At 42.8% G+C, this 13496-nt stretch carries 12 protein-coding genes and 1 pseudogene; 12 read left to right on the forward strand and 1 reads right to left on the reverse strand.

Annotation, left to right across the window (positions count from 1 at the left end; translation table 11 throughout):
• Positions 1-163 precede the first annotated feature (163 nt).
• Together B9N86_RS11645 and B9N86_RS11650 are read left to right on the forward strand one after the other, a co-directional pair.
• Positions 164-349: pseudogene (locus B9N86_RS11645) on the forward strand (PEP-utilizing enzyme); the annotation flags it as partial.
• Between the two features lie 305 nt (positions 350-654).
• A complete protein-coding gene (locus tag B9N86_RS11650; RefSeq protein ID WP_208919366.1) occupies positions 655-2721 on the forward strand; it encodes a stalk domain-containing protein in 2067 nt (688 codons plus the stop codon).
• A 331-nt stretch (positions 2722-3052) separates the two neighbouring features.
• Here B9N86_RS11650 and B9N86_RS11655 read toward each other — a convergent pair whose 3' ends face one another.
• On the reverse strand, positions 3053-3922 hold the full coding sequence (locus B9N86_RS11655) for a LysR substrate-binding domain-containing protein (protein ID WP_208919367.1): 870 nt from the start codon (positions 3920-3922) through the stop codon (positions 3053-3055).
• Positions 3923-4050: 128 nt separating this feature from the next.
• Between B9N86_RS11655 and B9N86_RS11660 the strand changes: the two genes are divergently transcribed.
• The 10 genes from B9N86_RS11660 (at position 4051) to cyoC (ending at position 13495) form a co-directional block, all read left to right on the forward strand.
• The gene (locus tag B9N86_RS11660) at positions 4051-4725 is read left to right on the forward strand and encodes a VOC family protein (RefSeq protein WP_208919368.1); all 675 of its coding nucleotides are present in this window, start codon (positions 4051-4053) and stop codon (positions 4723-4725) included.
• 193 nt (positions 4726-4918) lie between these two features.
• A complete protein-coding gene (locus B9N86_RS11665) occupies positions 4919-5125 on the forward strand; it encodes a sporulation protein Cse60 (protein WP_208919369.1) in 207 nt (68 codons plus the stop codon).
• A gap of 39 nt (positions 5126-5164) precedes the next feature.
• Positions 5165-5473: a 50S ribosomal protein L25 gene (locus B9N86_RS11670; RefSeq protein ID WP_208919370.1), complete on the forward strand. Its 309-nt coding sequence runs from the start codon at positions 5165-5167 to the stop codon at positions 5471-5473.
• A 218-nt stretch (positions 5474-5691) separates the two neighbouring features.
• A complete protein-coding gene (locus B9N86_RS11675) occupies positions 5692-7173 on the forward strand; it encodes an aminotransferase class I/II-fold pyridoxal phosphate-dependent enzyme (protein ID WP_208919371.1) in 1482 nt (493 codons plus the stop codon).
• 36 nt (positions 7174-7209) lie between these two features.
• Positions 7210-7398, forward strand: coding sequence for a hypothetical protein (locus B9N86_RS11680; protein ID WP_244563040.1), 189 nt, complete (start codon positions 7210-7212; stop codon positions 7396-7398).
• Between the two features lie 224 nt (positions 7399-7622).
• The gene (locus tag B9N86_RS11685; RefSeq protein ID WP_208919373.1) at positions 7623-8609 is read left to right on the forward strand and encodes a DUF4179 domain-containing protein; all 987 of its coding nucleotides are present in this window, start codon (positions 7623-7625) and stop codon (positions 8607-8609) included.
• A gap of 259 nt (positions 8610-8868) precedes the next feature.
• The gene (locus B9N86_RS11690; RefSeq protein WP_342193812.1) at positions 8869-9798 is read left to right on the forward strand and encodes a COX15/CtaA family protein; all 930 of its coding nucleotides are present in this window, start codon (positions 8869-8871) and stop codon (positions 9796-9798) included.
• A 164-nt stretch (positions 9799-9962) separates the two neighbouring features.
• Positions 9963-10877 carry a ubiquinol oxidase subunit II gene (gene cyoA, locus B9N86_RS11695; RefSeq protein ID WP_208919374.1) on the forward strand — a complete coding sequence of 305 codons (915 nt, stop codon included), beginning with the start codon at positions 9963-9965 and terminating at the stop codon, positions 10875-10877.
• A gap of 36 nt (positions 10878-10913) precedes the next feature.
• Positions 10914-12896: a cbb3-type cytochrome c oxidase subunit I gene (locus B9N86_RS11700; protein WP_208919375.1), complete on the forward strand. Its 1983-nt coding sequence runs from the start codon at positions 10914-10916 to the stop codon at positions 12894-12896.
• A complete protein-coding gene (gene cyoC / locus B9N86_RS11705) occupies positions 12896-13495 on the forward strand; it encodes a cytochrome o ubiquinol oxidase subunit III (RefSeq protein WP_208919376.1) in 600 nt (199 codons plus the stop codon). Before B9N86_RS11700 ends, cyoC begins: the two co-directional genes overlap by 1 nt.
• Position 13496 lies beyond the last annotated feature (1 nt).

The following is a 13496-nucleotide window of genomic DNA, read 5'->3' on the forward strand; positions in this document are numbered from 1 at the left end:
TTATTACCTGCCTTTGTTGTAAGATGGGTGTTTGACCCGATGACGTATCATATGACGATATCCAGATGGGCGTCACAATAACGGTCAGCGAAAGCTTTTCTTTTGTCAGTAAACGTCATCACTTTAAAGTAAGTATGCTGAAGTATGTAGTGTTCTCTTCCCGAAGGGGCTTATCACAGAGGTCGGAGGGATGATGACGCATGGCGCGGTCGTTGCCCGTGAATATGGAATACCGTCCGTCGTCGGGATCGAGCAAGTGACGACGCTCATCAGAGATGGCGAGATGATTCGATTGGACGGCACAAGAGGACATGTACTGGTGCTGCAAGAAGCGCATCGTTTTAATTAATCATTCCGTATAAATGAAACAAAGTTACCTTTAACTGGTGAGTTAAGGGTAACTTTGTTTTTTTGTTTTCGGTAGACAAGAACATGTATTCATAGTTGATGTACCGTTATTTTGTGGACAAGCTTGCCAAACGGTCAGTTTTTTGCAGGAAATTCGACATTTTCAACTGATGGAAACTATTAAAAATTCTTTTTTTAGACAAGAATCAATATTTATTGGACAATTATAGAAACTATTTACACAGAACGGCGTCTAATACTATGACTAATTGGAAAATAAAAACTAGAGATTGAAGGAGTCTGAGAATGAAACTGAAGAAATTATCGATTTTGTTAACCGTGCTAGCCCTTTCGCAGGTAGCAACAGTTATCCCTGTAGGAGCGGAAGCGGGTAACACGGATATTCCACAAGGGACAGTTACTCAAGAAGTTTATGATCCGAACGCTACGATGCCTATTATTGACGATATTGAGGAACCTGAGGAACCTATTACTCCGGTATCATCAAATATGAATGAACTGATCTTATACTTCAATAGCACTAAAATGGAACACGGCGGTAAAGTCTATAATGCACCCCAGCCTATGCAAGTTAAAAATGGAGTCTCTTATGTTCCGATTCGTGCCCTTGTAGACCGTGTTGGCTTCAAGGTCACTTATGATAAGAAAACAAAGGAAACGATTATCCTTAAAGGCAGCAACGAGCTTCGTTTCAAAACAGACAGCAGTAAATATACGGTAAATGGTGTGACAAAGACCATGAAAGGTACTTCCTATCAGACAAACAGCACGTTCATGGTTCCGTTAACAGCAATAACTCAAGCTTTAAATATTCCATACAAAGCAGACAATGTGGGTAAGCGAGTTATTATGAATTTGGAGACTAAACCGACAGCTAAATTTACGGTGGCGCCTAAAGAGATTTTTGCGGGTGAGACAATCGTTACATATAAGACAGAATCGGAGTCATCACTTGGACTTCCTATTGTTGATGAACGGTGGGAAGGCAAACAAGAAGTGTTTGATACTCCAGGAGAATACAAAATTAGTTATTCTGTGCAGGATTCAAGTGGATCATGGAGTGATCCTTATACACAAACCATAACCGTAATTCAGCCGAATCAACCTCCTGTGGCTTTTTTCTCAACAGATAAGGCTGAGTACATGATGGGTGAATTGATTACTTATACAGACGAGAGCACTGATGATGGAGAGATTAAGACTACGAAATGGGAGAACAAGGAGTTTGCCTTTTTTACTCCAGGTCCCAAAACAATCAAACTCACTGTAACTGATAATAAGGGTCTGAGCTCTACTTATGAAACAAGTATTAATATAACAGGTGATTCACTCTATTCCCAAGATGATTTTAATATGCTCTTTATACCTGCAGGTGAAAAATTCTCTTTCATTTCAAATGTTTCTTCTCGATCCAAGCTCAATTACACATTTAATGACAAACCGAGTACTTTGATTCGAAGCAATAGTCCAGAAACGGTAGATACTGAAGGGATTGTATATCAAGAGACGGCCGTCGGCGATATGCGATTTATGATTCACCATGTTAACAATCTCGATAAAAATGTAAAAATGTACGTAGTGGCTACAAATAAGAACAGTACAGCAGCAACCCTTAGAACGGATTACTTAGGATTTGCAGGGCCATCATATATAGCGACGGCTGCGGGTAAAAAGTCAGTTCTGAATTATTTCCAATCGATGAAAGATGGATCCAAACAATCTTCGATTACACTTGAGCCGGGTGAACGTAAAATCGTCATGACAGAGCTCAATAAACAAAAAATGAAAAATGGGGATGTTATTTCTCTGTTTTCGGATATGTACAGTGATTTGCCTGTACAGTTTGATGTAATCATGATTGATGAGAAATCGGAACCATTAAGCGTAATTGACCAACTGCCTGTTCTGGATAGTGATGGGGTACACAACCGGGGAACGTATCCCAACTCTACTCGCGTCATCCAATACTCAGATCAGGTAGGGGGAGAACCACAGCGCCTCATCTTGGGTGACAACCTAGATGATCCCAATTTGTCCGGGATGGATCCTATGTATGAAGAGGTAACATCCAATGCTGGTAACTTCGGAGTTCTTTACAAAATCACCTTTGATAATGTAGCACCCAATACACTGATTTCCTTTAATCCACGTGGAGGTAAGTATTCCGGGTATGCTATGGTAAATGGGGATATCGTCCCTATTTATTCCTTGGGTCAGGTAAAGCCTGATGAACAATCCGTGTTGTATCGTACAGGCGGATTTGAACAAAAGGTTGAAATTCTGTTAACGGCAGCTCCAGGCAGTAATCTTCCGGTTAACTTGCTGTTCACCCCGTTACCACAGAAAAAATAAATTAAGTCTGACCTGTTAATTTCTTAGCAGAAGAAATTCGGGGACAAGAGAGCTTCAAAACATAGACAAAAACCAAGCAGGCAACTCAAGGATTCATCCTTGGGTTGCCTGCTTTTTCTTTATTAGTCCAATTGTGCCTCTCTGATGACCCTGCAGACCATGCGCATCATTTTTCTATGGGCATTTGGGAATAATTGAAAAAAGACGAGCCAGACGATGATTCGTCAATCGTGTTGTAATTAAATTTTGCCGTGAAATACCACACAGTTTAGAGGGTGTTATTGACGATTTTTTGAATGAAATGATACAAATTTGTGGCTTTCTTTAATCTCTAAAAAAACACTTCCAACCTTTTCATGAATGTTAATGCAGCTCGGTTTAAATATTTATCATTACGATAAATAATCTCCAATTCTCTGATGGGGGAATACTCAATTGGAATGGCACGAATATTTGGTGACTTGAGAATTTCATTCAATTGGCTTGGTTGAATGGTAGCTCCAATGCCTTCTTTAACCAGTTGAAACAAGGAAGTGGCAGAGCCCGTTTCCATTACGGTGTGGATCGTAATTTTTTGCTCTTTACACCAGTCATCAATTAAATCTCGCCCATAAAAACCCTTAGGGTACATAACTAAAGGTATATTCGTCAAATCTTCAGGTGAAATAATTTCCCTCATCGCTAAGTCATGTTCATTATCTACATAAAGACTATACGTTTCCGTATAAAAGGGGATGTGATTAAGACGTGGATCATCTTGAATTGCTAAACCAACGCCAATATCTACTTCATTGCTTAACACTTTATTCAAAATATCTATGGATGGAATCATTTTAACTTTGGTATTAGGTAAATCCTTGTGGAAATCGATGAGTAATGATGTTAGTCGATAATCCAGATCCGAAGGTAATACAGCAATACGCACTTGTCCGGAGTTCAAATTCCTGAGATCGGCGATAGCATTTTTTGCGTTTTCTAATTGTTGAACAATTTGTAAAGCATAGCCCTCCAGAAGCTCTCCCGCTGCAGTTTTAACTGTCTTTTTGCCAATCCGGTCGAACAAAGGCACGCCTAACTCATCTTCGATCACCCGTATTTGTTGACTCAATGTTGGTTGTGAAATCCCTAATTTATATGCAGCTTCAGAAAAATGCAATTCATTACATAACATAAGAAAATATTGTAGTTGTCTGATTTCCACTGAAGAAATCTCCTTTTATCATAGTCTAATACTATTACTATAATAGAATATATAGTATTGATCTATTATATGAGTAAATCTATAATGAGGGCAAGGATAGAGAAAGAACAAAGTGGGAGGTACACCGAATGAAATTTTCGAAAGTCTTATTAAGTACTCAACAATTCGAAGCGATTAAGGGATTTTACGGATCTCTATTGGGACTGGATGTTCTGGAGGATCAACCGTCCCAGTTATTATTTCAGGCTGGGAGTACAATTCTCGCTTTCCGTAAGGCTTCTTCACAGGATCAACCATATTATCATATTGCTTTCACGATTCCTGCAAATAAGTTCTCAGAAGCGAAGCAGTGGGTGAGTGAACGAGGAATCGCATTATTCTCCAAAGATGGTCAAAATGAATTCCTATTCGAGAACTGGAATGCATCGGCATTTTACTTCTACGATCCAGACGGCAACCTAATCGAATTCATTGCTCACCATACGCTCAACAATACGACAGATGAAGCTTTTGGGTCAAAAAATTTACTATGTATCAGTGAGATCGGCCTTCCTGTCGATAATGTCTCGCAAGTCGTTAAAGAACTAACCGAAACATTCCGACTTCGTCTGTGGAGCGGAGATGGCCAGCAATTCGCTGCGCTCGGTGACGCAGAAGGTAGATTAATTGTTGTGGACAAGCACCGGCCCTGGTTTCCAGACGGCCGCATCCCTGGCGTATTCGACACCAGGGTTTCCATTGAAGGTACCGATTCCGCCCGTGTTGTTCTCCAAAACGGTCTGTACGAATTAAGATCGACCTGATCCTATTGTCAAATAAAGAAGATAATTGATTCATAATTTACTTTTAATGGATACATCAGGCAATGTTGACAATGTACACCAATCTTGATACAGTATAAGCAACGAGGCATTTCGCTCCCTCACGGGCGAAGTGCCTTTGTGTATAGTTAGAATGAATTTACATTAAATGGTCAAGTGAGAAAGGATGGATGCCATGATTCAGGTGAAAGAGTTTCTAGATAGGGGTTCTGTAACGGCGGAGAAGAAAGCGAACGAATTTCTGGCAACGTTACAGGACGAGCAAGTGATTGACATTAAGTATTTCGCGGGATATCGCTCGAATCGCGATACGTCCGAGCAACTAAGCAGCATTCTGGTCGTGTACCGGACGAATGATCATACGGGGATGCATGAACCCTAGTGACGACTAATTATGATAACCTAGAAGGAGTATGTTGATATGACACATCATTTAGAAGCGCTTACAAGAATGAATGAGAAACGTTCCGATTTGCGGAATCTGCGTAAAGAGGGCAGACTGCCTTGCAATCTGCTCGGGAAGAAGGGGACCATTGGTATGGTTCATGTAAACGCACGGGAATTCTCGCTATTGATGCGGGACGGATTAACCAAGACATTAGAGTTGTCGATTGACGGAGGGACGTCCGTATCTGTTGAACTGAAAGAAATCCAACGCAATCCGGTAACAAAAGATATAATCCATGTTGACATGCTGATCGCAGGCGGAACTGCCGCTGCCGGTGCATAGAGCCATTATACGAATGATGAACTTTATAAACATATGAAAATAACCCCCGGGCTATTCAATCGAATGGCTTTGGGGGTTATTTTTATCTCTTTCAAAGTGGATGGTATACAAAATTGAAAATTGGATGGTTACGATTGGTATTGTAGCCAGTATTATTTGATTGATATGGCTTCTTGAAGTCACTTGATAAGGAATGTTCATTGAAAGGAAAGATCACCATGAACCAACATAGAACTCCATTGTTTGACGCTTTAGTACAACATGCAATGAGCGACCCTTTGCCTTTTCATATACCCGGTCATAAAAAAGGTAAAGGGATGGATCCGCAATTCCGATCCTATATGGGTGACAATGCTCTAGCCATTGATCTAATCAATATTGTCCCACTCGATGATCTTCATCAACCGTCAGGGGTTATTTTGGAAGCGGAGCGCCTCGCGGCTGAAGCTTTTGGCGCAGACTATACGTTGTTTTCCGTACAAGGGACCACTGGGGCAATTATGACAATGATCATGTCTGTTTGTGCGCCAGGTGACAAGATTATCGTGCCTCGCAATGCCCACAAATCCATTTTGTCGGCCATTATTTTTGCTGGAGCGATTCCGGTATGGGTAACGCCTGAGCGAGATCACAAGTTAGGGATCGAGCATGGAGTGTTGAAAGAATCGATCCAGCAAGCGATAGAGCAGAACCCAGGTGTGAAAGCGGTTCTACTCATAAACCCAACCTACTATGGAACGAGCGTGGACTTGACCGAGATGGTCGAGTTCGTTCACGGCTATGGGATACCGGTTCTGGTGGATGAAGCACATGGAACACTTATTCACTTTCATGAGAATCTGCCTGTGTCGGCTATGCAAGCGGGCGCAGATATGGCGGCAACCAGTGTCCATAAACTTGGAGGGTCATTGACTCAGAGTTCGATCCTCAATGTGAAGGGCAAATTGGTAAATATAGAACGGATTCGCACTCTTATGAGTATGTTGACAACCACTTCAACCTCGTATATCCTTCTAGCCTCCCTGGATACTGCTAGACGGCATTTAGCTATAAATGGGCGACTGCTTGCGGAGAACGCTATTAATTTAGCGAATCAAGCCAGAAGTCACATCAATGTCTTTCCTGGGCTTTACTGCTATGGCGAAGAAATACTCGACCTGAAAGGTGTATACAATTATGATCCAACGAAGCTGTGCGTTCATGTTGGACAACTTGGCATTACGGGATATGAGGCGGAACTGTGGCTACGTGAGCAATATAACATCGAGGTAGAGCTAAGCGATCTGTCGAACATTTTGTGTCTCATCACGCTTGGGGACACCGAACATGAAGTTAAGCAGCTTATACTCGCTTTGAAACACATGGATGATACGTTCAGGAAAAAAGAGAGTGCAGTTGCTCTTACGCCTGCCACCATTCCTGATGCTTCACCATTTTTAATGTCACCAAGAGATGCTTTCTATGCAGATACAGAAACCGTTTTATTTGAACAATCATCGGGGCGGATCATCGCTGAGTCCATCTATGTTTATCCCCCGGGTATTCCAATTCTTATGCCTGGACAGATTATATCCCAGGATGTTGTTGACTATATTATACGGCATGTAGAGGCAGGACTACCGATTAAAGGACCTGAGGATTCAACAACAAAAGAGGTTAAGGTTGTTGTTGAGTTGCATAAGAATAGACATACGAACTAAAAGATTACCTTTAAAAAGGGGTTGATAGCGATGGTCATGTACATTATCGTCATTACATTGGCATTAATCGGGGGAGTTTCAACATTACTTGTCGGTCACTCTCAAGAGAATAAGAAAGCAAACCCCAATTATGAACGTAAAACTAGAGCGAATGTCACAAAATTAACCTTAATTTATGTGTTTTCATTGATTGCATTTATTGTGATTTGGATGATATTTAAGTAAAACAGGTTATCGTGCCGTTACTCCCTCGGTAAAGAAGTGGAGTGACACTCAGATAACAGACCATCTCGGCCCCATTGGAATATCTGTTCAGAGGAACAGATATTCCAATGGGGCTTTTTGTTGTTTTCAAAGCTCTGGAAATCATCTAAATCGGCATGAATTCGTGTCACATTTACGAGCTAGTCGATTGTTATATAGATATAACATTAGAATGGAGTGAGAAGATGTACTTATTAAACAAACACACGTTCAAAAAAACTATTGCCGTGACCGCTGCTTCAGCAATGCTAGGTCTTGGAATCTTAGGGACAAGCCATGTTCTCGCCTCTCCGGCAGCTGCGGCTTCAACGAGTCAATCCAGCAGTAGCTTATTCTCCCGTTCCGAAGAGAAAGGGCTTCAGAAGGCGGCTGAACAGGGGTTGACAAAGAAAGTGAATTACAGCGCTACTCATGGGGGAGTGACGTTAAAAGCCGTCGAATATTTTTACGACGGGACGCGTGTCAACGTGTTGCTGCAGCGGGAAGGGGCCAAATTCCCGTTACCCATGACCGCCGAAATTCCAGGGATCCGTGAAGGTGTCGTGATCGGGGACGTCAAGGAAAAGGGAATTTACGTGGGTTCGGACTTTTTATACAATGGTAAAAAACTGACAAATATTGGATTTAACAGTGTTAATTTCGGGCCAAATGACGATTCCATGTTTTTGGAATTCAACGATGCGATCCGTAAAGCAAACAGGCCCGCTTCCCCGGACAAGTTCAATTTGACGCTTAAGGTTGGATTATCCGGAGTCAAAGAAGTCTTTGAACTTACTTTTCCCGTCGTCAAAACTACGGGAAAAAGCAATAATATCGTTATGAGGCCGGCTGCTAAAAAAAGCTTCGGCTCTTTCAGCTACCAAGTTACCCGGCTAGAGGTAACACCGTTTACGAATCGTCTGGAGTTGAACAGTAACGGGAAATACAAAGGGGCGGAAGTATATTATGACCTTGCGGATGATAAGGGGAAACTGTCCAAATCTTTGATGCCATTACCTCATGCTTACTATGATTCGACTTACAGCCAATTTTCACAAATACCTGCATCCATGACCATAAAGCCATATATACTAACCAAAAATAAAGATGGAGCGTTGGAAATGGACGACCAAGGCCATCCGAAAAAAACGTATATTAAAGAACTTGAAATGAAAATTCAAATCAAAAAATAGACATGCGGAAAGACTAGCCGTCATGTAAAAAGATATTGAGGACCTGGATGTACTTCAGACCCATTGGAATGCCTTATCAAACCGGCATTCCAATGGGTCTATTTTTATTGCATAAACCGTTTAATTCTGTATTTCCACCCCCCCCCTTTAAATAGAAATGTGTCCAACGGATGGGGACTCAAATTAATAATTGGAGGGTCACGATTGTAGTGTAAGTCATTATATTCGTTGAGGGTGACTTATAAAACAGACATAAGAGGTGATTCATTTGTTTTCGTTCCGTTATCGACTACTGACGTGGTCCTCATTTATCGGTATGTTCTTCGTATTACTTGCTGGAGCGATAGTAACCAAAACGGGATCAGGCCGAGGTTGTGGTGACGATTGGCCATTATGTAATGGCAAATTTGTCCCCGCCTATACGCTGGAATCCATGATCGAATATTCTCACCGCATGATAACAGGTGTAGTGGGACTGCTGGTTCTTGCAACCTTCATTGCGACATGGCGTTATTACAAGTCGCATAAGGAAGCGTTGTACTATGCCGGAGGAACACTGTTTTTTACAATTATTCAAGCTTTAATGGGAGCAGCCGCTGTCATGTGGCCGCAACAGCCTGCTGTAATGGCCCTCCATTTCGGCATCGCTCTGCTTGCAGTTGCCAGCAGCATGCTTCTAGTCGTATGGATGTATCAGATGCAAAAAGAAAAAGTGAGCTATCGTGCGGTTCCTATTCCAACCCATATTAGAGTCATCGTATGGGGAACATGGGTGCATAGCTGTATCGTCATATATCTTGGCGCGTACATTCGTCATACCGAGTCGGATGCTGGGTGTATGGGGTGGCCGTTGTGCAATGGACAAGTCATTCCTTATATGTACGGCGCGTCAGGGATCGTATTCATTCATCGGGTAGCAGCTGCGCTTCTATTGGTTTTGGCCATTATTCTGTTTATTCTTGTTCGGCGGCACGAAGCGAAGAGTGATCACTCAGAGCTTACATTCTCGACAACCGGCCTGCTTGTTTTTGTGACGGCACAGATTTTCAGTGGAGCATGGCTCACATTCGTAATGAATGATCCAGACGCATATCTGTTTGCCAGTCTCGTTCATAATGTTTTGGCCACCTTCTTGTTCAGTATACTGACTACTTTGTCCATTCGGTCGTGCAAGAGGAGACACTTGTAAATCGAAGTGTTCAAGAAAACGGAATATCAATCGCCTTCTTTGTGACATTTGTTACAGAAAGTTGAACATGGACTGTTCTTATTTCTGAAAGAGCGGCTGGTGACACTCCACCTGTTCTCTTATACAGTAATTCAGGAATAGCAAGTGGAATGGAGCTGAAGGAAATGAAGCGATCTAAAGCGCTGCGATACATGATGTTGTTTGTCATGTCGATCATGACGGTGCTAGCAACAACCGGATGTGCAGAAAAGATCATTGTATTGAATCCCAAGGGGCCTATTGCAGAGCAGCAGCGAGATTTGATGGTGATTACACTCTTGCTGTGCAGTATTGTAATTGTTCCTGTACTCATCCTTACTGCGTTTATTATCTGGCGATACCGTGACAAAAAGGGAAGAAAGGCGCGTTATACACCGAATTGGGAGCACAGCACCAAGCTGGAGCTCATTTGGTGGGGAATACCAATCGTTATTATTTTGGCGTTGGCCGTAATAACCGTAAAAGCTACATATGCATTGGAACCCTCAAAGCCGCTGGCTTCAGATAAGAAGCCTTTGACCGTTCAAGTAACTTCCCTCAATTGGAAGTGGTTGTTCCAGTACCCGGAACAGGGGATTGCAACGATAAATGAGTTGAAAATTCCGGAGGACGTGCCGGTTCGGTTTGAAATCACCGCCGACTCTCCAATGAACTCGTTTTGGATTCCACAGCTTGGAGGACAAATGTATGCCATGTCCGGCATGGCGATGAATCTTCATCTGCAAGCCGATGAGGTGGGGCATTACTGGGGGTCTGGGGCTAATTTCACCGGCACCGAATTTGCTCAGATGTATTTCGATGTAGAAGCGACCACTCAGGAACAATTCGATCAATGGGTGGATGATGTTAAAACAGGATCACCGAAGCTAACATTGGACGGATATAAACAGTTGGTTGAGCCCTCGACTTCAGAAGTTCAGACATTTTCCGAGTTTCCTGAAGGGTTGTTCGAGATGACCGTTACGAAATACGGAGCCTCTCACAACCATGGGTTGTCGTCGAAAGAGGCTCAAAAAATCAAGCCAGATGAAGCAAAGTAGGTATATTTGGATCATGAAGTAAGGAGAGATTTATCCATGTGGGAGAAGGTAAAAGACTTCGCCTCCGAGTTTTTTGTAACGGGCGATCCGTTAATATACGGAGCCGATGTAACTATCGTACTAACCATGATAGCAATCATATTCGGGTTAACTTATTTTAAGAAATGGAAATGGCTGTGGCGAGAATGGCTCACTACGGTTGACCATAAAAAGATCGGAATCCTGTATATTCTAGCTGCTTTTCTAATGTTGTTCCGTGGGGGAGTTGATGCTCTTCTCATGAGAGCACAACTGGCCATGCCGGGGGTCGATTTCCTGACACCGGATCACTATAATCAGATTTTTACAACGCATGGCGTCATTATGATTCTATTTATGGCCATGCCATTCATGTTCGGTTTGTTCAACATCATGGTACCGCTTCAAATTGGAGCAAGGGATGTCGCGTACCCATTTTTGAACTCGTTAAGCTTCTGGTTGTTCTTCTCAGGTGCGATGTTGTTTAACCTATCATTTGTAATCGGGGGCTCACCCGATGCGGGCTGGCTCGCGTATCCACCTTATTCTGAGCTTCAATACAACCCTGGAGTTGGACAGGATTTCTACATTTGGGGTATACAGATCTCAGGTATCGGTAGCTTGATGACCGGGATTAACTTTATTGTAACGATCCTGAAAATGCGGGCGCCAGGAATGAAGTTGATGAAAATGCCGATGTTTTCATGGTCGGTGTTATCCAGTTGTATTGCGATCATCTTTTCGTTTCCAATCTTGACAGCAACTCTGGCGCTGTTGTTCCTAGACCGTTATGCCGGCGCACATTTCTTCACCCTGGATGGCGGCGGAAACCCTATGATGTATATCAACTTGATCTGGATGTGGGGTCATCCTGAGGTTTACATTATTGTACTTCCCGCATTTGGTATCTTCTCTGAAATTGTGTCAACTTTTGCGAAGAAAAAGTTGTTTGGATACAAATCCATGGTGTATGCCATGATGATCATCAGCGTATTGTCTTTCCTCGTTTGGGCGCACCATTTCTTTACGATGGGATCAGGAGCTGACGTAAATGCATTCTTTGCGTTAACGACCATGCTAATTGCCATACCAACTGGTGTTAAAGTGTTCAACTGGCTCTTCACCATGTTCAGAGGAAAAATCACGTTTGAAACTCCTATGTTGTGGACGATCGGATTTATCCCGTGCTTTATTGTCGGTGGGCTGACTGGAGTACTTCTGTCGGTTGCACCAGCTGACTTTCAATTCCACAACAGCTACTTCCTGATCGCTCACTTCCACCAGGTCATTATCGGTGGTGTAGTGTTCGGTTATTTTGCTGGGCTGTACTATTGGTGGCCCAAAATGTTCGGCTTTAAGCTGAATGAACGTATCGGAAAATGGGCGTTCTGGGTCTGGAACATCGGATTTTACTTCTGCTTCATGCCACAATATGTTCTCGGTCTCATGGGAATGACCCGCCGCGTCGTCACTTACACCTGGGACAAAGGCTGGTGGGAATTGAACGTCGTTTCAACGATTGGGGCAGTATTGATGGGGATTGCATTTCTGTTCCAGGTATGGCAGATCGTTGATGGGTTCAAGCATCGCAAAAATAATCTGGATACAACAGGAGATCCGTGGAATGGACGCACACTGGAATGGTCCACCCCATCTCCGGCTCCGGTGTACAATTTCGCGGTCCTACCGCAAGTTACTCAGCAGGATGATTGGTGGGAGCGTAAGCAGCGCAAAGAACAGGGACAATCTGGACCTACTCCGGTTCAAAAATTGGAGCCCATTCATATGCCTAGAAACTCCGGTACTCCTATTATCATGTCGGGTTGCTGGTTCATAGCCGGTTTCGGATTTATATTCCATTGGGAGTGGTTTGTTATAGCTGGTTTGGGTGGAGTAGTCGCTTGTTTACTTTACCATTCCTTCAACTATGATACGGATTATTACATCCCTGTCGATGAAATTGAACGTACAGAAGCCGCCTTAAGGAAGGTGAATATTTAATGGCACAATCCCATTTGCAGGAGTCTCACCATGACCATCCGGATATGGAGGAGGTACGGACATTCGGTTTTTGGATCTATTTAATGACCGATGTTATTATTTTTGGAACTTTATTTGCAACGTATATCGTCCTTCAGCATAACACCGATGGAGGACCGGGAGCTGCCGATCTGTTCCAGATAAACGGTATTATTGCAAGTACTTTCATATTGCTTACGAGCAGTTATACATGTGGACTTGCCGTACTCGCCATGCATAAAAAGAAAGTAAAGGCTCTGATGGGCTGGCTAGGTGTTACTGCATTGCTCGGTGCAACTTTCCTAAGTCTAGAAATTACTGAGTTTGTTCACTTGGTGGATCAAGGTGCTACGATTGGCACGAGTGCATTTTTATCAGCGTTCTTCACGCTGGTGGGTACTCACGGTATCCACGTATTGTTTGGATTAGTATGGATTGTCGCTTTAATCATTCAGTTGTCAAGAAGAGGTATTACACCGGTGACAACGCGTAAAGTCAATATCATTAGTCTGTTCTGGCATTTCCTTGACGTTGTTTGGATATTTGTGTTCACGATTGTGTACTTGATGGGGGTGAGCTAAC

It is taken from the genome of Paenibacillus uliginis N3/975 (assembly GCF_900177425.1).
Classification (GTDB): Bacteria; Bacillota; Bacilli; order Paenibacillales; family Paenibacillaceae; genus Paenibacillus_AQ; species Paenibacillus_AQ uliginis.